This is a genomic window from Variovorax sp., from assembly GCF_035634955.1.
Classification (GTDB): domain Bacteria; phylum Pseudomonadota; class Gammaproteobacteria; order Burkholderiales; family Burkholderiaceae_C; genus Variovorax.
Map to the genome: position 1 here is coordinate 148,282 of NZ_DASQBZ010000026.1, position 19,476 is coordinate 167,757.

16 protein-coding genes and 1 pseudogene are annotated in these 19,476 nt (G+C 69.4%); 11 read left to right on the forward strand and 6 right to left on the reverse strand.

What is annotated here, in order from left to right; all coding sequences use genetic code 11:
* Positions 1-66: 66 nt before the first annotated feature.
* Both VES41_RS17955 and VES41_RS17960 read left to right on the forward strand, forming a co-directional pair.
* On the forward strand, positions 67-546 hold the full coding sequence (locus VES41_RS17955) for a carboxymuconolactone decarboxylase family protein (protein ID WP_324819833.1): 480 nt from the start codon (positions 67-69) through the stop codon (positions 544-546).
* 75 nt (positions 547-621) lie between these two features.
* Complete coding sequence (locus VES41_RS17960) at positions 622-2,124, forward strand: amidohydrolase family protein (protein WP_324819835.1); 1,503 nt, start codon at positions 622-624, stop codon at positions 2,122-2,124.
* Positions 2,125-2,169: 45 nt separating this feature from the next.
* Here VES41_RS17960 and VES41_RS17965 read toward each other — a convergent pair whose 3' ends face one another.
* Entirely contained in the window at positions 2,170-2,973 is an 804-nt protein-coding gene (locus VES41_RS17965; RefSeq protein ID WP_324819837.1) for an exodeoxyribonuclease III, read from the reverse strand.
* 13 nt (positions 2,974-2,986) lie between these two features.
* Between VES41_RS17965 and pyrE the strand changes: the two genes are divergently transcribed.
* The gene (gene pyrE, locus VES41_RS17970; protein ID WP_324819839.1) at positions 2,987-3,679 is read left to right on the forward strand and encodes an orotate phosphoribosyltransferase; all 693 of its coding nucleotides are present in this window, start codon (positions 2,987-2,989) and stop codon (positions 3,677-3,679) included.
* Positions 3,680-3,716: 37 nt separating this feature from the next.
* Complete coding sequence (locus VES41_RS17975) at positions 3,717-4,424, forward strand: DUF4124 domain-containing protein (protein WP_324819841.1); 708 nt, start codon at positions 3,717-3,719, stop codon at positions 4,422-4,424.
* Here the strand turns inward: VES41_RS17975 and gatB are convergent.
* From gatB to gatC, 3 genes are read right to left on the reverse strand one after another with little or no spacing between them, the layout of a single operon-like run.
* On the reverse strand, positions 4,393-5,886 hold the full coding sequence (gene gatB, locus VES41_RS17980) for an Asp-tRNA(Asn)/Glu-tRNA(Gln) amidotransferase subunit GatB (RefSeq protein WP_324819843.1): 1,494 nt from the start codon (positions 5,884-5,886) through the stop codon (positions 4,393-4,395). The genes VES41_RS17975 and gatB overlap by 32 nt on opposite strands.
* Before the next feature lie 13 nt (positions 5,887-5,899).
* Complete coding sequence (gatA, locus tag VES41_RS17985) at positions 5,900-7,393, reverse strand: Asp-tRNA(Asn)/Glu-tRNA(Gln) amidotransferase subunit GatA (protein ID WP_324819845.1); 1,494 nt, start codon at positions 7,391-7,393, stop codon at positions 5,900-5,902.
* Positions 7,390-7,689: an Asp-tRNA(Asn)/Glu-tRNA(Gln) amidotransferase subunit GatC gene (gatC, locus tag VES41_RS17990; protein WP_324819847.1), complete on the reverse strand. Its 300-nt coding sequence runs from the start codon at positions 7,687-7,689 to the stop codon at positions 7,390-7,392. The genes gatA and gatC overlap by 4 nt, the downstream gene beginning before the upstream one ends.
* Before the next feature lie 211 nt (positions 7,690-7,900).
* Between gatC and VES41_RS17995 the strand changes: the two genes are divergently transcribed.
* From VES41_RS17995 to mrdA, 4 genes and pseudogenes are all read left to right on the forward strand, one after another.
* Positions 7,901-8,944: a rod shape-determining protein gene (locus VES41_RS17995; protein ID WP_324819849.1), complete on the forward strand. Its 1,044-nt coding sequence runs from the start codon at positions 7,901-7,903 to the stop codon at positions 8,942-8,944.
* Positions 8,945-9,102: 158 nt separating this feature from the next.
* Positions 9,103-10,071 (forward strand): annotated as a pseudogene (gene mreC / locus VES41_RS18000) (rod shape-determining protein MreC); the annotation flags it as partial.
* A 224-nt stretch (positions 10,072-10,295) separates the two neighbouring features.
* Positions 10,296-10,817, forward strand: a complete 522-nt coding sequence (gene mreD, locus VES41_RS18005; RefSeq protein ID WP_324819851.1) for a rod shape-determining protein MreD — start codon at positions 10,296-10,298, stop codon at positions 10,815-10,817.
* Between the two features lie 34 nt (positions 10,818-10,851).
* Positions 10,852-12,822, forward strand: coding sequence for a penicillin-binding protein 2 (gene mrdA, locus VES41_RS18010; protein WP_324819853.1), 1,971 nt, complete (start codon positions 10,852-10,854; stop codon positions 12,820-12,822).
* Positions 12,823-13,080: 258 nt separating this feature from the next.
* Here the strand turns inward: mrdA and VES41_RS18015 are convergent, their stop codons facing one another.
* Positions 13,081-14,754 carry a GMC family oxidoreductase gene (locus VES41_RS18015; protein ID WP_324819855.1) on the reverse strand — a complete coding sequence of 558 codons (1,674 nt, stop codon included), beginning with the start codon at positions 14,752-14,754 and terminating at the stop codon, positions 13,081-13,083.
* Between the two features lie 76 nt (positions 14,755-14,830).
* Positions 14,831-16,342 (reverse strand): CoA-acylating methylmalonate-semialdehyde dehydrogenase, encoded by a 1,512-nt coding sequence (locus VES41_RS18020; RefSeq protein WP_324819857.1) that lies wholly within the window; start codon positions 16,340-16,342, stop codon positions 14,831-14,833.
* Between the two features lie 95 nt (positions 16,343-16,437).
* Here VES41_RS18020 and VES41_RS18025 point away from each other — a divergent pair, with 95 nt between their 5' ends.
* From VES41_RS18025 to VES41_RS18035, 3 genes are all read left to right on the forward strand, one after another.
* Positions 16,438-17,334 carry a LysR family transcriptional regulator gene (locus VES41_RS18025; RefSeq protein ID WP_324819859.1) on the forward strand — a complete coding sequence of 299 codons (897 nt, stop codon included), beginning with the start codon at positions 16,438-16,440 and terminating at the stop codon, positions 17,332-17,334.
* A 110-nt stretch (positions 17,335-17,444) separates the two neighbouring features.
* Positions 17,445-18,626 (forward strand): ABC transporter permease, encoded by a 1,182-nt coding sequence (locus VES41_RS18030; protein ID WP_324819861.1) that lies wholly within the window; start codon positions 17,445-17,447, stop codon positions 18,624-18,626.
* Positions 18,623-19,471 carry an ABC transporter ATP-binding protein gene (locus VES41_RS18035; protein ID WP_324819863.1) on the forward strand — a complete coding sequence of 283 codons (849 nt, stop codon included), beginning with the start codon at positions 18,623-18,625 and terminating at the stop codon, positions 19,469-19,471. The genes VES41_RS18030 and VES41_RS18035 overlap by 4 nt, the downstream gene beginning before the upstream one ends.
* The last annotated feature ends 5 nt before the right edge of the window (positions 19,472-19,476 follow it).

Below are 19,476 nucleotides of genomic sequence, written 5' to 3' on the forward strand. Positions count from 1 at the left end.
TCAGGGTTGCGGATGGACAACATCCGCGCGTTCCTCCCAACCCCCTTGTCTCAACAGGAAATTTTCATGACGCAACGCCTCAATGCCATGCAGCAAGTGCCGGACATGTTCAATAAGCTGGTCGAACTCGGCGCACTCACCCGCGGCGCCGGCCTCGAGCCGGCGATCCATCACCTGGTGGAGATCCGCGCCTCGCAGATCAATGGCTGCGCCTTCTGCCTCGACATGCATGTCAAGCAGGCCCACATGCACGGCGAACGCCCGCTGCGGCTGCACCACTTGCCGGTGTGGCGCGAGTCGCCGTTGTTCAGCTCGCGCGAGCGCGCGGCCCTGGCCTGGACCGAAGCGGTGACCAGCCTGGGCGCGCATGGCGTGCCCGATGACGTGTTCGCCGAGGTGCGCGAACAGTTCAGCGAAAAGGAACTGTCTGCGCTGACCTTCGCGGTGATGACCATCAACGCCTGGAACCGCCTCAACGTGGCCTTCCGCACCCCGCCCGGCGTGCTCGACAAGGCTTACGGCCTGGACAAGGCCGGACTGGACTGATACGACATGCGGGGCGCCGGGCCGTCAGGCCTGGGGATTGCGTGTCAAATCCATCCCAAGCTTGCCCGTCATCCCATGCACCACGACACTCCCCGCGAAATCGACTGCGCCTGGCTCCTGCCCGACCCGGGCGCGCAGGCCCCGCAAGCGGACATGCGCATCCGCATCGACGCCGACGGCCGCATTGCCGGCATCGCGCCGATCGGCAGCGCGGCCGCCGGTCGGCGGCTTCTGGCCATGCCGGCGCTGTCCAATGCGCACGACCATGGCCGCACCTTCCGCAGCGCCACGCTCGGGGCCTACGACAAGCCGCTGGAAAGCTGGCTGCCGTTCAACGGCGTGGTCCCGGGCCTGGACCCTTACCTGTGCGCCGCCACGTCCTTCGCGCGATCGGTCCGGCACGGCGTCGCCAACCTGATGGTGCACTACACCCGCGTGCAGGGCGGCATGCCCTACGTCGAAGAGGCGCGGCACGTGGCGCGCGCGGCGCGCGACGTGGGCGTGCGCATCGGCTTCGCGGTGGTGATGCGGGACCGCAACGGCATCGGCTACGAGGGCGACGCAGCCGTCCTGCGCGCCCTCCGCCCGGGCATCCGCGACGCGGTTGCCGGCCGCCTGGCGGCGAAGTCGGCCGCCCCGGCGCAGCAGATCCACCAGGTCGACGAGGTCGCGCAGATGCTGCGGGACGGCGGCTTCGACGCGAACGTCACCGCGCAGTACGGGCCCGCGGCGGTGCAGTGGTGCAGCACGCCGCTGCTCGAGGCCATTGCGCGCGCATCGGCCGACACCGGCCGGCCGGTGCACATGCATTGCCTCGAGACGCCTTACCAGCGTGCCTGGGCCGACCGGCATCATCCGCAGGGCATGCTGCGATTCCTGGACGACATCGGCCTGCTGAGCCCGCGCCTGACGCTGGCCCACTGCGCCCATGCGCGGCCCGACGAACTGGCCTTGCTGGCCGAACGCGGCGTGACCATTGCCGTCAACACCAGTTCGAACCTCTACCTCAAGTCCGGCATCGCCCCGGTGCAGGAGATGCTCCGCCAGGGCTGCCGCGTGGCGATGGGCCTGGACGGCACCGGATTCGACGAAGACGACGACGCGTTGCGCGAGATGCGCGTGGCCTACATGCTGCACCGCGGCTGGGGGTTCGACACCCGCATGACGCGCCAGCAGCTGTGGGCGTTCGCCGGCGGAAACGGCCCGCGCAGCGTGAGCGGCGCCGGGGCGATCGCGACCGGCCGCCTGCAGGCCGGCGCGCCGGCCGACCTGGTGCTGCTCGACTGGGACGCGCTCGACGACGACGCCCTTTTCGACGACGTCGACCCGATGGACCTGCTGCTGGCCCGCGCGAACGGCAGCCACGTCGCCCGCGTGATGGTGGGCGGGCGCAGCGTTGTCGAGGCGGGCCGCGTCACCGGCATCGACGAGGCGGCGCTGCGCGCCGAACTGGTCGCGCGCGCACGCGCCGCGCTGGCGGCCGACCCGCGGCATGGCGAGTGGCTGCAGACGCTTCGCGCGCTGGCCCAGGACCTCGGGCCGTACTACCTGGAGGGGGCGCAGGGCTGCTGCGGCTGAGGCGGCGGCACTGGCGCCGGCTGCACCTTCAAGCCTCGGGGCGGCTCAGAGCGTGAACTCGTAGTCCACCGTGATCGGCGCGTGGTCGGAGAAGCGCACCGTCCGGTAGATCTCCTCGCTGCGTGCCAGCTCGGCGATGGCCGGCGTGGCCAGGTGATAGTCGAGGCGCCAGCCCACGTTCTTCGCGCGCGCCTGGCCACGGTTGCTCCACCAGGTGTAGCACTCGTCGGTGGTGTCCGGCTTGAGCCGGCGGTAGACGTCGACCAGGCCCGCGCCCTCGGCACCGGCGTCGAGCAGGCGCGTCATCCAGGCGCGTTCCTCGGGCAGGAAGCCGCTGTTCTTCAGGTTTCCCTTCCAGTTCTTCAGGTCGGCTTCCTTGTGGGCGATGTTGATGTCGCCGCACAACACGAACTCGCGCTCGCGCTTGAGTGCCAGCAGGTAGGGGAAGAAGCCCGCCAGGAACCGGAACTTGGCGGCCTGGCGCTCCTCGCCGGACGATCCGCTGGGAAAATAGCAGCTGATCACCGAGAACTTGCGCGTCGGCGTGTCGAAGCGCAGTTCGAGGTAGCGGCCCTCGGCGTCGAATTCCTGGTCGCCCCAGCCGATGACGACCCCGCTCGGTTCATGGCGGCTGTAGATGGCGGTACCGGCGTAGCCTTTCTTCTGAGCGAAATGGAAATGGCCCTTGAGGCCGGCCATTTCCTCGAAGCGGCCCTCGATGTCGCTGGCCTGGACCCGGATTTCCTGCATGCAAATACAATCCGGCGCGAGTTCCGCCACCCAGTCGGCGACGCCTTTGGTCGCAGCGGAACGCAGGCCATTGAGATTGAGGCTGGTAAGTTTGAACAAGGAAAGGTCCCCGATGGCTTCGGCTGGTGGCAATCAAAATGGGCAAAGCGCAGTCGCACAGGACTTTGTGCAGTTCGCGCTGGATTCGGGGGTGCTTCGCTTCGGCCAGTTCAAGACCAAGGCCGGCCGCATGAGCCCCTACTTCTTCAACGCCGGTCTGTTCGACGACGGCGCCAAGCTGATGCGGCTGGCGCAATTCTATGCAGACCGGCTGATCGAGAGCGCGGTCGAGTTCGACATGATCTTCGGGCCGGCGTACAAGGGCATCCCGCTGGCCGCCACGGTGGCCGCCGAGCTGGCGCGGCGCGGGCGCAGTGTCCCTTTTTCGTACAACCGCAAGGAAGCCAAGGACCACGGCGAAGGCGGCACGCTGGTCGGGGCCGCCCTGAAGGGCCGGGTGCTCATCGTCGACGACGTGATGTCCGCCGGCACCGCCGTGCGCGAGTCCATCGCCGCGATCCGTGCCGCGGGCGCCGAGCCGCATGCGGTGGTCATCGCGCTGGACCGGCAGGAAAAGGCCACCGAGAACGGCCGCGACGTCGACCACAGCGCGGTCCAGTACGTGCGCAACCAGCTGGGCATGGCGGTTGTCGCAATTGCCACGCTCGACGACTTGCTTCACTATCTGAGCAATCGCGCCGACGACGGCCTGCAGGAGCACCGGCAGGCCGTGCTGGACTACCGCGCGCGCTACGGCGCGGGGTAGTCCGGGTGCAATACCCTCAACAGAACCAATTCCATACGTGGCGCGGCTGACTACTCTTTCCAACCTCGCCCTGGCCGCCGGCCTGATGCTCCTCGCGCAGACAGCCTCGGCCCAGGGCGGCCAGCCGCTGGTCCGGGAGGTCTTCACCTGCGTCGACGCCCAGGGGCGCACGCTCACGGCCGACCGCCCCATCGCTGCCTGCTCCGATCGCGAGCAGCGCGTGCTCAGTCCCGGCGGCACCGTGATCCGCGTGCTCGGCCCGACCCTCACGGCGCGCGAGCAGGCCGAGCAGGAGGAACGCGAGCGCCTGGCCATGCAGGAAGCCCAGCGCGCGCTCGAGGAACGCCGCCGCGCGCGCGCGCTGCTGGTCCGCTACCCGACGCCGGCGGCGCACGACCGCGAGCGCACCGAGGCCCTGGCGCAGATCGACGTCGTGATCCAGGCGGCGCGCAATCGGGTCGAAGAGCTGGCGCAGGAGCGGACCAAGGTCGACCAGGAGCTGGAGTTCTACGGCCGCGACCTGTCGCGCGCGCCCGACTCGCTGCGGCGCCAGGCCGAGGGAATCGAGCAGAGCACCAAGGTGCAGTTGCGCTTCATCGCCGATCAGAACGAGGAAAAGCGCCGGGTGTCGGCGCGCTTCGACGAGGAGCGGGCCCAGCTCATGCGCTTGTGGCCGCCCTCCGTGCTCAAGGGCGCCACGACGCCGGCGTCGGTCAGCCCAGCTTCGCCTTCAACAAGGCGTTGACCTGGGCCGGGTTGGCCTTGCCGGCACTGGCCTTCATCACCTGGCCGACCAGGGCATTGAATGCCTTTTCCTTGCCGGCGCGGTATTCGTCGATGTTCTTCTGGTTGCTGGCCAGCACGTCGTCGACGATCTTCTCCAGCGCGCCGGTATCGCTCATCTGCTTGAGGCCCTTGGCCTCGATGATGGCGTCGACGTCGCTGCCGTCGCCGCTCCACAGGGCTTCGAACACCTGGCGCGCGGCGTTGTTCGACACCGTGCCGTCCGCAATGCGCGTGATCAGCCGGGCCAGTTGCGTGGCGCCGACGGGCGCGGCGTCGATGCCGATGGCGTCCTGGGCGTTGAGCCGCCGCGCGATCTCGCCGTTGATCCAGTTGCTGGCCAGCTTGGGGGCGGCGCCGGCCGCAACGGCGGCCTCGAAATAGCGCGCGTGCGCCTGGCTCTGCGTGAGCAGGCTGGCGTCGTAGGCCGGCAGGCCGTGTTCGCTCTGATAGCGCTCGGCCATGGCGCGCGGCAGCTCGGGCATGCCCAGGCGCACCTGCTCGATCCAGTCGGCGCCGATCGCCAGAGGCGGCAGGTCGGGGTCGGGAAAGTAACGGTAGTCGGCTGCGTCTTCCTTGGTGCGCATGGCGCGGGTCTCGCCGGTGTCGGGGTCGAACAGCACGGTCGCCTGTTCGATCGCGAGCCCGTCTTCCAGCCGCTCGATCTGCCAGCGGATCTCGTAGTCGATCGCCTGCTGCATGAAGCGGAAGCTGTTGAGGTTCTTGATCTCGCGGCGCGTGCCCAGGGGCTGGCCCGGCCGCCGCACCGACACGTTGGCGTCGCAGCGGAACGAGCCTTCCTGCATGTTGCCGTCGCAGATGCCGATCCAGGTGACGATCTTGTGCAGCTCGCGGGCATAGGCCACGGCCTCGGCGGTCGAGCGCATGTCCGGCTCGGTGACGATCTCGAGCAGCGGCGTGCCGGCGCGGTTCAGGTCGATGCCGGACTGGCCGACGAAGTCCTCGTGCAGCGACTTGCCGGCGTCTTCCTCGAGGTGGGCGCGCACCAGGCGCACCGTCTTGTGCTCGTCGCCGACGAAGAACGACACTGCGCCGCCTTGCACCACCGGAATCTCGTACTGGCTGATCTGGTAGCCCTTGGGCAGGTCGGGATAGAAGTAGTTCTTGCGCGCGAACACCGAGCGTTCGGCGATGGTGCTGCCCAGCGCCAGGCCAAGCCGGATGGCGCGTTCGACCGCGCCCTTGTTCATCACCGGCAGGGTTCCGGGCAGGGCCAGGTCGACCGCGCAGGCCTGCGTGTTCGGTTCGGCGCCGAAGGCAGTGCTGGCGCGGCTGAAGATCTTGCTGGCAGTGGACAGCTGCGCGTGGGTCTCGAAGCCGATGATGACCTCGTAGCCCTGCACCAGCGGGCCGGTCGGACGGCCCTGCTGCTGTTGCTCGAAGGGGTTGGCGATCTCGCTCATGGTGTCTGTTCGCTCAGAAGCCGGGGGGCGTGCGCAGGTGCCAGTCGGTGGCCTGCTGGAACTGGTGCGCCGCATTGAGCAGGCGCGCCTCGCCGAAGTAGTTGCCGATCAGCTGCAGGCCCACCGGCATCGCGCCGTCGAAGCCGGCCGGCACGCTCATGCCGGGCAGCCCGGCCAGCGAGGCGGGCAGGGTGAAGATGTCGGCCAGGTAGTCGGCCACCGGGTCGTCGCCGTGTTCGCCGAGCTTCCAGGCCACCGTGGGGGCGGCCGGGCCGGCGATGACGTCGCAGTCCCGGAAGGCCTGCTGGAAGTCGTCGGCGATCATGCGGCGCACCTTCTGCGCCTGCAGGTAGTAGGCGTCGTAGTAGCCGTGCGACAGCACGTAGGTGCCGATCATGATGCGGCGCTTGACCTCGTCGCCGAAGCCCTGCTCGCGCGTCTTGCGGTACATGTCGGCCAGATCGCGGTATTCGGGGGCCCGATAGCCGAACTTGACGCCGTCGAAGCGGCTCAGGTTGCTCGATGCCTCGGCGGCGGCCAGGATGTAGTAGACCGGGATCGACAGTTCGGTGCGCGGCAGCGACACCTCGACGCGGCGGGCGCCCAGCTTCTCGTATTCGGCCAGCGCCGCCTCGATCGCCGCGCGCACGCCCGGCGCCACGCCTTCGCCGACGAATTCCCGCGGCACGCCGATGCGCAGGCCCTGCAGCGAATCGCCCAGGTGGCGGGTGTAGTCCTCGGCCGGCCGGTCCAGCGAGGTGGCGTCGCGTTGCGGGTCGGGCCCGCACAGGGCGCCGAGCAGCAGGGCGCAGTCCTCGGCCGAGCGCGCCATCGGCCCGGCCTGGTCCAGGCTGGAGGCGAAAGCCACCATGCCGTAGCGCGAGGCCCGGCCGTAGGTCGGCTTGATGCCGGTGACGCCGCAGAAGGAGGCCGGCTGGCGGATCGAGCCGCCGGTGTCGGTGCCGGTCGCCGCCGGCGCCAGGCCGGCCGCCACCGCGACCGCGCTGCCGCCGGACGAGCCGCCCGGCACGCGGCCGGTGTCCCAGGGGTTGCGCACCGGGGTGGCCTGCTGCGCGCCGACGGCGGGCACGGCCACGTTCTCGTTGGCCGAGCCCATGGCGAATTCGTCGCAGCTGAGCTTGCCCAGCGTGACCGCGCCGGCCTCGGCGAGCTTGCGCACCACGGTCGCGTCGAAGGGCGAGCGGTAGCCCGCCAGCATGCGCGATCCCGCCGTGGTGGGGAAGTCGGTGGTGACGAAGATGTCCTTGTGCGCCACCGGCACGCCAGCCAGGGCCGGAGCGCCGCCGGCGGCGATGCGCGCGTCGGCCGTGCGCGCCTGGGCCAGCGTGACCGACTCGTCGATCGCCAGGAAGGCGCCCAGCGCCTGGCGATCGCGCGCGCGGGCCAGGAAGTGCTGCGCGGCCTCGGTGGCGGACACCTCGCGGGCGGCCAGCGCGCGCGACAGTCCGGCAACGCCCAGGTGGTGCAGATCCTTGGCGGCGCTCATTCGATCACCTTCGGCACGAGGAACAGGCCGGCTTCGACCGCCGGGGCGTTCTTCTGGTTGGCGGCCCGGTTGTCGGGCTCGCTGACCACGTCGTCCATCAGGCGCAGGGTGACGTCCTCGATCGCCGCCACCGGGTGGGCCAGCGGCGCCACGCCGGTGGTGTCGACCGAGCGCATGCGCTCGACCAGGTCGAAGAAGCCGTTGATCTGCGTGAGCATGCGCTCGCTTTCTTCGACGCCAAGGTCGAGCCGGGCGAGCGAGGCGATGCGCGCGATATCGGAAGAAGACAGGGACATCGGTGAAATTCCGACCGGAAACCGGCCTCAAACACGCCGCACGGAGGCTTCGGCGGCGCTGTATTCAGGGGGGATTCGGGTATTATCCCGCCTTTGCCGCGCACCCCACGCGCGCGCCGGCAAATGGCGCAAGCAACCCATTTCACCCCTTCAAGACAAGAACAGGGCGACGACATGCCGAAGCGCATGCGTGCCCTCAAGGACCCTGCACATGTTCGGAGCATTCCGTCGGTACTTTTCCACCGACCTGGCCATTGACCTCGGAACCGCCAACACCCTCATCTTTGCCCGCAACAAGGGCATCGTGCTCGACGAGCCCTCGGTCGTGGCCATCCGCCACGAAGGCGGCCCGCACGGCAAGAAGGTGATCCAGGCCGTCGGCGCCGAGGCCAAGGCCATGCTGGGCAAGGTGCCCGGCAACATCGAGGCAATCCGCCCGATGAAGGACGGCGTGATCGCCGACTTCGTCATCACCGAGCAGATGATCAAGCAGTTCATCAAGATGGTGCACCCGCGCACGCTGCTCACGCCGAGCCCGCGCATCATCATCTGCGTGCCGTGCGGCTCGACGCAGGTCGAGCGCCGTGCCATCAAGGATGCGGCCGAGGCCGCAGGCGCCACCTCCGTCTACCTGATCGAGGAGCCGATGGCCGCCGCCCTGGGCGCCGGCCTGCCGGTATCGGAAGCCAGCGGCTCGATGGTGGTGGACATTGGCGGCGGCACCACCGAGGTGGGCGTCATCTCGCTCGGCGGCATGGTCTACAAGGGCAGCGTCCGCGTCGGCGGCGACCGCTTCGACGAGGCCATCATCAACTACATCCGCCGCAACTACGGCATGCTCATCGGCGAGCCCACCGCCGAGGTCATCAAGAAGACCATCGGCTCGGCCTTCCCGGGCTCCGAAGTCAAGGAAATGGAAGTCAAGGGCCGCAACCTGTCCGAAGGCGTGCCGCGCAGCTTCACCATCAGCTCCAACGAGGTGCTCGAGGCGCTGACCGAGCCGCTGAACAACATCGTCTCGTCGGTCAAGAACGCCCTCGAGCAGACGCCGCCCGAACTGGGCGCCGACATCGCCGAGCGCGGCATGATGCTGACCGGCGGCGGCGCGCTGCTGCGCGACCTGGACCGGCTGCTGGCCGAGGAAACCGGCCTGCCTGTGCTGGTGGCCGAGGACCCGCTCAGCTGCGTGGTGCGCGGCTGCGGCATCGCGCTCGAGCGCATGGACCGGCTGGGCAGCATCTTCACGAGTGAATAGTCTCGACCCCAGGCTGCGCGCACTGCGTGTCGCTTCGCCAACCCCCTTCCGGGGGCAGCGCCTGCGGCCCGGCGAAGCCGGTTCCGCGGCACTTCCCGAATGGGTGGCCGGCGGATGCCGGATATGCAACTGAAGCGCGGCTCGTGGCATAAACACGCATGCCGCTCGGCACTCTCGACCGTACTGCGCCGCCCCTGTTCCACCAGGGGCCGTCGGCGCTGTCCAAGCTGATCTTCTTCAGCGCGCTGGCGCTTTTCCTGATGGTGGCCGACGGGCGCTTCCACCTGGTCCAGCCGATCCGCAAGGCGATCGGCACCGTGCTCTACCCGGCCCAGTGGCTGGCGCTCAAGCCCGTCCAGCTGGTGCTGGGCGGCGGCCGCTATTTCGATGACCTGCGCGAGGCGCAGCGCGCCGAGGCGCAGGCGCGCCAGGCCATGGCGCGGCTGGCCGAGCGGGCCAACCAGACCGAGGCCCTGTCCCAGGACAACGCGCGGCTGCGCCAGCTGCTGGAGCTGCGCCAGACCACGCGCGTCGCTACCCAGGCCGCCGAGGTGCTGTTCGACGCGGCCGATCCGTACTCGCGCAAGATCGTCATCGACCAGGGCCGCAGCCATGGCGTGCTGCCCGGTTCGCCGGTGATCGACGCCGACGGCGTGCTGGGGCAGGTCACGCTGGTGCAGGCGCTGACCAGCGAGGTGACGCTGGTGGTCGATCGCGACCAGGCCATCCCCGTGCAGGTGGCGCGCACCGGCGCGCGCAGCGTGGCTTTCGGCGACGCCAACGCGCATGGAGGCGGCCTCGAGCTGCGCTTCATGTCTGCCGACGCCGACCTGCGCGAAGGCGACCTGCTGGCCACCAGCGGCGTGGACGGCGTGTATCCGGCCGGCCTGCCGGTCGCGCGCGTGGACCGCATCGAGCGGCGCGCCGACTCGCCGTTCGCCCGCGTCCATTGCGTGCCGCTGGCCGACGTGACGGGCGTGCGCTACGTGCTGGTGGTCCAGCCGGTGGGAGCGCCACCGGGCGTGGCAACCCCGGCCGAGGCGGCGGCTGCCGGCGTTCCAGGCGAAGCGCCGGCCAAGGCCGACGCGCGGGACAAGTCCGACGGCAAGGGCAAGGCCGACGCCAAGGGCAAGCCGGCCGCCAGGCCCGCCGAGGGCGCCGGCGCGAAGCCTGCCGAGAAGGGCGCCGAAAAGGGCGGCGAGAAGGCTGTAGACAAGCCCGCCGAGAAAGCCGCCGAGAAAGCAGCCGAGAAGGCCGCGCCCGAGCGGAGCACGGCCACGAGGCCCGCGCCGCCGAAGCCGCCCGCCAGGCCGGCGCAATCGCAGAACCGCACCGCGGAGGGACGCACGCCATGATCATGCGACCCGGGCAGCAGCAACTGCTGCTGCCGCTCAATCCGGTCTTCCTGTGGGGCAGCCTGCTGGTGGCCTTCCTGATCAACATGCTGCCGCTCGGACGCCTGCCGTGGCGGCCGGATCTGCTCGCGCTGGTGATCGTCTTCTGGAGCGTCCACCAGCCGGCGCGCATCGGGGTGGGCACGGCCTTCGTGTTCGGCCTGCTGATGGATGTCCAGCAGTCGGCCATGCTGGGCCAGCATGCGCTGGTGTACTCGGCGCTGGCCTTCCTGGCGATCATGATGCATCGGCGGCTGCTGTGGTATCCGCTGTTCTCGCAGTCGCTCCAGGTGCTGCCGCTGTTTGCCCTCGCGCACGTGCTCGCGCTGGGCGTGCGCATGATCGGCGGCGGCATCTTCCCCGGCTGGGGCGTGCTGCTGGCGCCGATCATCGAGGCCGCGCTCTGGCCAGTGGCCAGCATGCTGCTGCTGGCGCCGCAGCGGCGCGCGCCGGAGCCGGATGCCAACCGGCCGCTGTGATGAACTCCGGCGCGCCGCCAGGCTCTGAATCCGCATGACGGAAATCCGCAATGTCGCCGGCGACGTCGCCCGCTTCCGGCGCCGCGTGGTCGTCACCGTTCTGGTGGTGCTGCTCGGATTCGGCCTGGTCGCGGCGCGGCTGTACTACCTGCAGGTACTTCGGCACGAGGAGCTCGCCGACCGCGCCGAGAACAACCGCACGGCCGTGGTGCCGGTGGTTCCGAACCGCGGGCTCATCCTCGACCGCAACGGCATCGTCCTGGCTTCGAACTATGCGGCCTACACGCTCGAGATCACGCCGTCCAAGGCCGGCAATATCGAGGAGGTGCTGGACCAGCTGTCGGAGATCATCGAGATCACGCCGCGCGACCGGCGGCGCTTCAAGCGCCTGCGCCAGGATTCGCGCAGCTTCGACTCGGTGCCGGTGCGCACCCGACTGAGCGACGAGGAGGTGGCGCGCTTTGCCGCGCAGCGCTACAGATTCCCCGGCGTCGAGGTCAACGCGCGGCTGTTCCGCAGCTACCCGAATGGCGAAACCGGCAGCCACGTGCTGGGCTACATCGGCCGCATCAACCAGTCCGAGAAGGAGGCCATGGAGGAATGGCCGGACGAGGAACTGGCCAACTACAAGGGCACCGAGTACATCGGCAAGCTGGGCATCGAGCAGAGCTACGAGCAGCAACTGCATGGCCAGACCGGCGTCGAGCAGATGGAGACCTCCGCCGGCGGCCGCGCCGTGCGGCGCCTGGGTAGCCATCCCGCCACGCCGGGCGACACGGTCAAGCTGAGCCTGGACATCAAGCTGCAGAAGCTCGTCGAGGACATGTACGGCGACCGCCGCGGCGCGCTGGTGGCGCTCGACCCACGCACCGGCGAGGTGCTGGCGCTGGTGAGCAAGCCCACGTTCGACCCGAACCTGTTCGTCGAAGGCATCGACTCCGAGAGCTGGAAGGAACTCAACGAGTCGATCGACAAGCCCTTGCTCAACCGGGCGTTGCGCGGCACCTATCCGCCCGGCTCGACCTACAAGCCGTTCATGGCGCTGGCCGCGTTGCAGACGGGCAAGCGCGGACCGAACGTGCAGGTGCTGGACCCGGGCTACTTCAATTTCGGCGGCCGTCGCTTCGGCAGCCCCGAGGGATACCTGGGCAACGTCGACATGCGCCGCTCGATCCAGGTGTCGAGCAACATCTACTACTACTCGCTGGCCAACGAGATGGGCGTGGACATGATCCACGACTTCATGAAGCCGCTGGGTTTCGGCCAGATCACCGGCATCGACCTCGGCGGCGAGGTGCGCGGCGTGCTGCCCTCGACCGAGTGGAAGCGCAAGGCCTACAAGCGGCCGCAGCAGCAGCAATGGTATGCGGGCGAGACCATTTCGCTGGGCATCGGCCAGGGCTACAACTCGTTCACCATGTTGCAGCTGGCGCAGGCGACCGCCATCGTGGCGGCCGGCGGCATCAAGCACCGGCCGCACCTGGTCAAGAGCCTGCGCGATTCGGTGTCCGGCGAACTGCGCGAGGTGGAGCAGCCGCCTGCGATCAACCTGGGGTTCAAGCCGGCCAATGTGGCGGTGGTCCGCGAAGGGCTGGTCAGCGTCGTCACCGGCGGCACCGCGCGCGGCGTGTTCGCCGGCGCAGGCTACCAGGCGGCCGGCAAGACCGGCACGGCGCAGGCGGTCGGCATGGCGCGCAACACCAAGTACAACGCCAAGGCGTTGGAGGAGCACCAGCGCGACCACGCGCTGTTCATGGCCTTCGCGCCGGCGCAGGATCCGAAGATCGCGGTCGCGGTGATCGTCGAGAACGCAGGCTGGGGTGCCGGCGCGGCGGCGCCGATCGCACGGCGGATATTCGACTACTGGCTGCTCGACCAGTACCCGAGCGAGGCCGATCTCCTGGCCATCCGCCAGGGCAAGGCCACGGCGCCCATCGGCAAGCCGAGGGTAGCCAGCGAGATGGCCTGGCCGCCGCCGCCGATCGTGCCCGCACCCGCACCCTGATGGTGCGTGCACGGCGAGGGCGCCGTGCAGCGGTCACGGGGCGCGAAAGCTGGAGCGACGCGATTCTGGCAGCGCCAAAAGAAAAGGCGCCGACCAGCGGCGCCTGAGAAAATAGCTGTGGCACTTTGTTTTTTTGGTGCCTTCTTCGTGTTCTTGGATCGGATACCGAATTTGTCTCCTCGGCCCCCGCGCCGCGGGGCAAGGCCCGTTTGCGAGTGGCACTAATTGTGTAGGACGCACCGCACAAGTGCATCGGGATTAACCCGGTCCGGCCGCTTCGCGGACCCAGGCAGCGGCCATCTCGGCCATCATGAGGGTGGGACTGTTGGTGTTGCCGCTGGTGATGGTGGGCATGGCGCCCGCATCCACGACGCGCAGCCCGGCGATGCGCCCGCCGCGCCCGTCGCGCACACGCAGTCGCGAATCGAGCACCGCCATCGGATCGCCGTCGCTGCCCATGCGCGTGGTGCCGACCGGATGGAAGATGGTGGTGGCGATGTCGCCGGCCAGGCGGGCCAGGTCCTCGTCGCTCTGGTATTGCACCCCGGGTTTCCATTCCTGCGGCTGGTAGGCCGCCAGCGCTGGCTGGGCGACGATCCGACGCGTCACCCGCAGCGAATCGGCCGCGACCTTGCGGTCTTCCGGCGTGCTCAGGTAGTTGGGTGAGATCGCAGGAGCGTCGGCAAATCGGGCGCTGCGGATGCGCACCGTGCCGCGGCTGGTCGGGTTGAGGTTGCACACGCTGGCGGTGAAGGCGCTCTCGCGGTGCAGCGGCTCGCCGAAGGCCTCGAGCGACAGCGGCTGCACGTGGTATTCCAGGTTTGGCCAGGCGTGCTCGGGCGAGCTGCGGGTGAAGGCGCCCAGTTGCGACGGGGCCATGCTCATCGGGCCGCTGCGCGAGAGTGCATATTCGAGCCCGATCCTGGCCTTGCCCAACCAGGAGCTGGCCAGCACGTTGAGCGTCTGCGCGCCCTGCACGCGGAACACGCTGCGGATCTGCAGGTGGTCCTGCAGGTTCTCGCCCACGCCCGGCAGGTCGGCCTGGACCTCGATACCCAGCGACTGGAGGAGCGCCCCGGGTCCGATGCCCGACAACTGGAGGATCTGGGGCGAGCCGATGCTGCCGGCGCACAGCACCACTTCGCAGGCCGCGTGGGCCTGAACCATCTGCTGGCCGTCCCAGACCTCGACGCCGGAGCAGCGCAGGCCCGCGTCGCCTGCCGGCTCGGTCAGCAGGCGCGAGACCTGGGCGCCGGTCCACAGCTCGAAGTTGGGGCGTCCGTAGCAGGTCGGCCGCAGGAACGCCTTGGCCGTGTTCCAGCGCCAGCCGCTCTTCTGGTTGACCTCGAAGTAGCCCACGCCTTCGTTGTTGCCGCGGTTGAAGTCGTCGCTGGCCGGCACCCCGGCCTGCACCGCCGCCTGTGCGAACGCGTCTAGGATGTCCCAGCGCAGCCGCTGCTTCTCGACGCGCCACTCGCCACCGACGCCGTGGAACTGCGAGAACGCCGGATCGGCGCTTTCCGTCGCGCCGCGGTAGTGATCCTCGTGCCGCCGAAAGGCCGGCAGCACGTTTTCCCAGCGCCAGGCCTCGTCGCCGGTGACCTGCGCCCAATGGTCGTAGTCGCGCGACTGCCCGCGCATGTAGATCATGCCGTTGATGCTGGAGCACCCGCCGAGCGTCTTGCCGCGCGGGTAGCGCAGGCTGCGCCCGTTCAGCCCTGTGTCGGGCTCGGTGTTGTAGAGCCAGTCGGTGCGCGGGTTGCCGATGCAATAGAGATAGCCCACCGGAATGTGGATCCAGTGGTAGTCGTCCCGGCGCCCTGCCTCGATCAGCAGCACACGGCGTCCGGCGTCCGCCGACAGCCGGTTGGCCATCAGCGAGCCGGCCGTGCCCGCTCCGATCACGATGTAGTCGAACTCAGCCTGACTCACAAGCGTCTCCAGTTTCTTCTTGTTGTTCCCCCTGGGCGGGCGTGACCGACCCGCCAGGGGAGGATGGCCCGGAGGGCTACTTGCTCGTGGGCATGACGAATTCGGCGCCCTTCTCGATCGACTCCGGCCAGCGCTGCATGATCGACTTCTGCTTGGTGTAGAAGCGCACGCCCTCTTCGCCGTAGGCGTGCATGTCCCCGAACAGCGAGCGCTTCCAGCCGCCGAAGCCGTGCCACGCCATGGGCACCGGGATCGGAACGTTGATGCCGACCATTCCGACCTGGATGCGGCGGCCGAACTCACGCGCCACGTTTCCGTCGCGGGTGAAGCAAGAGACGCCGTTGCCGAACTCGTGCGCGTTGATCAGGTCGACCGCCTCCTTGAGGTCGTGCACGCGCACGCAGGAAAGCACCGGGCCGAAGATCTCTTCCTTGTAGATGCGCATTTGCGGCGTGACGTGGTCGAACAGCGTACCGCCCATCCAGAAGCCGTCGCCGCAGCCTTCGCCCGCGGCATTGCCGTCGAACTGGCGGCCGTCCACCAGCAGCTTCGCGCCTTCCTTCTCGCCCTGTGCGATGTAGCCGCTGATGCGCTCGTGCGCCGCGCGCGTGACGATCGGGCCCATCTCGGCCGCGAGATTGGTGCCGTTGAGCACCTTCAGGGCCTTGGCCCGCTCGACCAGCTTGGGCACCACCTTGTCGGCCACGTCGCCGACCAGGACCGCGACGCTGATGGCCATGCAGCGCTCGCCGGCCGAACCGTAGCCCGAGCCGATCAGGGCGTCGACGGTCTGGTCGATGTCGGCGTCGGGCATCACCACCATGTGGTTCTTGGCGCCGCCGAGCGCCTGCACGCGCTTGCCGTGGCGCGCGCCGGTTTCGTAGATGTAGTTGGCGATGGGGGTGGAGCCGACGAAGCTGACGGCCTTGACGTCGGGATGCTCGAGCAGCGCGTCGACCGCCGCCTTGTCGCCCTGCACCACGTTGAACACGCCATCGGGCAGGCCGGCCTTCTTCAAGAGCTCGGCCATCATCAGCGAGGCGCTGGGGTCGGTCGGGCTCGGCTTGAGCACGAACGTGTTGCCCGCGGCGATGGCAACCGGGAACATCCACAGCGGCACCATGACCGGGAAGTTGAACGGCGTGATGCCGGCCACGACGCCCAGCGGCTGGCGCAGCGTCCAGTTGTCGATCCCCGTGGAGACCTGCTCGGTGTAGTCGCCCTTGAGCAGTTGCGGAATGCCGCAGGCGAATTCCACGATCTCGATGCCGCGCGTGACTTCGCCCTGCGCGTCGGTGAACACCTTTCCGTGCTCGGCCGTGATGAGGTGGGCCAACTCGTCGCGCCGTTGGTTGAGAAGCTCCAGGAACTTGAACATCACTCGCGCACGGCGCACCGGCGGCGTGTCGGCCCAGGCCGGGAAGGCGGCTTGCGCCGCCGCCACGGCAGTATTTACTTCCTCGCTGCCGGCCAGCGTCACCTTGCCGGTGACGCGGCCCGTTGCGGGGTTGGTCACGTCCTGGAAACGGCCGGACGCGCCGGCCGCCAACTGGCCGCCGATGAAGTTGTCAATATTTGCAATGCTCATGATGTGTCTCCGCTGAAGAGGCCCGAGTTTGGGCAATGGTCGGGAGGAAATCCAATGATTTCGGGCAAACTGCCTTATAAGTCCAGTTAATACCCATGGCCCTGCCGACCGACCTGCAGATTCTGCGCGCCTTCGCAGCCGTCGCGCGCGAGGGCAACGTCTCGCGTGCGGCGGCGCGGCTTCACCTGACGCAGCCGGCGGTGAGCCTGCAACTCAAGCGACTGGCAGGTGTCACCGGCCTGACGTTGTTCAGCCGCACGCCCCAGGGGCTGGCTCTCACCGGCGACGGCGCGGCGCTGCTGCCCCAGGCCGAGCGCGTGCTGGCGGCCATCGCCGATTTCGAGCAGACGGCGCAGCGCCTGCACAGCACCGTGCGCGGCACCTTGCGCATCGGCACCATCCTCGATCCCGAATTCACGCGCCTGGGGGCCTTCCTGCGCGAGCTGGTCGAGCATGCCCCGCAGGTCGCCACCGAGCTTCGCCACGGCATGAGCGGCAGCGTGCTGGCGCAGGTGGAGGCCGGCGACCTCGACGTCGGCTTCTACCTGGGCGACGCCGCGCGCCAGTCCGGCGGGCGCGTCCAGGCCCGCACGCTCAGCCGCTTCCACTACCGTGTCGTGGCGCCGGCCGGGTGGGGGCCGCAGGTGGTCGGGCGCGACTGGAAGGCGCTGGCGGCGCTGCCGTGGCTGGCCACGCCCCCGGCGTCGGCGCACCATCGCCTGCTGGCCGAGGTTTTCGGGCCGCTCGGCCTGACGCCGCGCCAGGTGGCGCTGGTGGACCAGGAGGCATCCATGCTCGACCTGCTCAAGTCCGGCGTGGGCCTGAGCCTGGTGCGCGACTCCATCGCCATGCGCGAGAGCCAGGCACACGGCCTGGTGGTGGCCGACCGGGTGCAGCTCGACTGCGCGCTGCAGTTCGTCTCGCTGGCGGCCCGTGCGCGCGACCCGGTGGTGGCCGGGGCCTGGGCCGCTCTGGAACGCGCATGGTCTTGAGTGCCGATGCGGCTGCCGGGGCGGTAGGATGTCGGATTCCCGCCCACTCGTTCAACTTCGCGGCCGGCGCGCGCCGGTCCCATGCATCGCCTTTGACTGCGCTGGAGCCCTTGCACGAATCCGATCCCCCGAGCGACCCCGCCGATGCGGCGGCAGCCGCCCGTCCACGCGTGGAGCGGCAGCGTGCGGCGTCCGCCGACGGCGCGGCGGCGCAGGACGAAGTGGTCGCGCTGGGCCGGTGGACGGCGCTGGCTTTCTCGTCGGCGCGCGACTGGAAGGCGCTGTCGGCGCAATTGGCCGAACTGCGGCCGGGCAGCCGCTGGGACCTGCGGCCGATCCTTCAACTGGACCACCTGGGCGCGCAACTTCTGTGGAACCACTGGCAGCGCCGCTGGCCGGCGGAACTGCAGGCCAGCGCACCGCAGCGCGCCGTGCTCGAGCAGGTCGCGCAATTCACCGTCGACGAGCCCAAGGATGCGCCGGTCACCCTCTTCGACAGGTTCAGGCGCTTTGCCGGCCTGGGCTGGCATGCGCTCGAGACCTCGCAGCGATTCCTGCAACTGATCGGGCAGTTCGTGCTCGACCTGGGCCGGATGCTGCGCGCCCCTCACCAGGCGCCGTGGCGCGACATCTCCGGCCATCTCTACAGCACCGGCGCCACCGCGCTGCCAATCACCGCGCTGGTGGGCTTGCTCATCGGGGTGGTGCTGGCCTACCTCATGGCGCAGCAGCTGCGCCAGTACGGCGGCGAATCCTTCATCGTCAACATCCTGGGCCTGGCGCTGATCCGCGAACTCGGGCCGGTGTTGGCCGCAGTGCTGATCGCCGGGCGCTCCGGCTCGGCCATGACGGCCCAGATCGGCGTGATGCGCGTCACCGAGGAGCTCGACGCCATGCGTGTCATGGGCATCCCGCGCGGCATGCGGCTGGTGCTCCCGCGCGTGCTGGCGCTGGCCCTGGCCATGCCGCTCATCAGCATGTGGACCTCCGCCGCCGCCATGATCGGCGGCATGATCGCCGCCGACGTCACGCTGGGCATCTCGCCGGGGTTCTTCATGGAGGCATTGCCGCGCGCCGTGCCGCTGCCGAACGTCTGGCTGGCCCTGGGCAAATCAGCGGTGTTCGGCATCGCCATCGCGCTGATCGCCTGCTACCACGGGCTGCGCGTACTGCCCAACACCGAAAGCCTGGGCCGGCGCACCACCAGTTCGGTGGTCATCTCCATCACCACGGTGATCCTGGTCGACGCGCTGTTCGCGGTGCTGTTCCGCGGCGTGGGGTTCCGCGGATGACGCGGGCCGCCGAGGTGGCCATGCAGGCGCCGCCGGACGCGGGCGGCGCCGATGCGGTCGAGATCCGCAAGCTCTGGACGGTGTTCAAGTCGCCCGGACGCGAACAGGTCGTCCACCGCGACCTGGACCTGACCATCCGCCGGGGCGAGGTGCTGTCGCTCGTCGGCGGCTCCGGCACCGGCAAGACGGTGCTGCTGCGCCAGATCCTGGGCCTGGAAAAGCCCACCCGCGGCGACGTGACCGTGTTCGGCGTCCGCCCGGGCGAACTCAGCGCCGCCGGCGCCGCCAAGGTCGGCATGCTGTTCCAGCGCGGCGCGCTGTTCTCGGCCTTCAATGTGCTCGACAACATCGCGTTCGCACTGCGCGAACTCAAGGTGCTGCCGGAAGACCTGATCCGCGACGCCGCGATGGCGCGGCTGCAGATGGTCGGACTCGAACCCGAGCATGCGCACAAGATGCCGTCGGCGTTGTCCGGCGGCATGATCAAGCGGGTGGCGCTGGCGCGCGCGCTCATCATGGACGCGCCGCTGCTGCTGCTCGACGAGCCCACCGCCGGGCTCGACCCGGAAAGCGCCGACGACTTCTGCGATCTGCTGCGCAATCTCCACCGCGAGCTGGGGCTGACGGTGGTGATGGTCACGCACGACCTGGACACGCTGTTCGACCTGTCCACGCGCATTGCGGTGCTGGCCGACCAGAAGGTCATCGTGACCGGCAGCGCGCAGGAAGTGATGGCTTTCGAGCACCCGTTCATCAAGAAATATTTCCTGGGCGGGCGCGGCCAGCGCGCTGCACTCGCCCTGCATCCCGGCCGCCCCGATGCGCCGCCGGAAGACGCGAGGTAGGCACA

What these genes read in the sequence shown, in the direction of transcription:
- mrdA (WP_324819853.1), top strand. Translation starts at nt 10,852, where the DNA reads ATGACGGAAATCCGCAATGTCGCCGGCGACGTCGCCCGCTTCCGGCGC.
- pyrE (WP_324819839.1), top strand. Translation starts at nt 2,987, where the DNA reads ATGGCTTCGGCTGGTGGCAATCAAAATGGGCAAAGCGCAGTCGCACAG.
- VES41_RS18020 (WP_324819857.1), bottom strand. Translation starts at nt 16,342, where the DNA reads ATGAGCATTGCAAATATTGACAACTTCATCGGCGGCCAGTTGGCGGCC.
- gatA (WP_324819845.1), bottom strand. Translation starts at nt 7,393, where the DNA reads ATGAGCGCCGCCAAGGATCTGCACCACCTGGGCGTTGCCGGACTGTCG.
- VES41_RS17960 (WP_324819835.1), top strand. Translation starts at nt 622, where the DNA reads ATGCACCACGACACTCCCCGCGAAATCGACTGCGCCTGGCTCCTGCCC.
- gatB (WP_324819843.1), bottom strand. Translation starts at nt 5,886, where the DNA reads ATGAGCGAGATCGCCAACCCCTTCGAGCAACAGCAGCAGGGCCGTCCG.
- mreD (WP_324819851.1), top strand. Translation starts at nt 10,296, where the DNA reads ATGATCATGCGACCCGGGCAGCAGCAACTGCTGCTGCCGCTCAATCCG.
- VES41_RS18025 (WP_324819859.1), top strand. Translation starts at nt 16,438, where the DNA reads ATGGCCCTGCCGACCGACCTGCAGATTCTGCGCGCCTTCGCAGCCGTC.
- VES41_RS17995 (WP_324819849.1), top strand. Translation starts at nt 7,901, where the DNA reads ATGTTCGGAGCATTCCGTCGGTACTTTTCCACCGACCTGGCCATTGAC.
- VES41_RS18035 (WP_324819863.1), top strand. Translation starts at nt 18,623, where the DNA reads ATGACGCGGGCCGCCGAGGTGGCCATGCAGGCGCCGCCGGACGCGGGC.
- gatC (WP_324819847.1), bottom strand. Translation starts at nt 7,689, where the DNA reads ATGTCCCTGTCTTCTTCCGATATCGCGCGCATCGCCTCGCTCGCCCGG.
- VES41_RS17955 (WP_324819833.1), top strand. Translation starts at nt 67, where the DNA reads ATGACGCAACGCCTCAATGCCATGCAGCAAGTGCCGGACATGTTCAAT.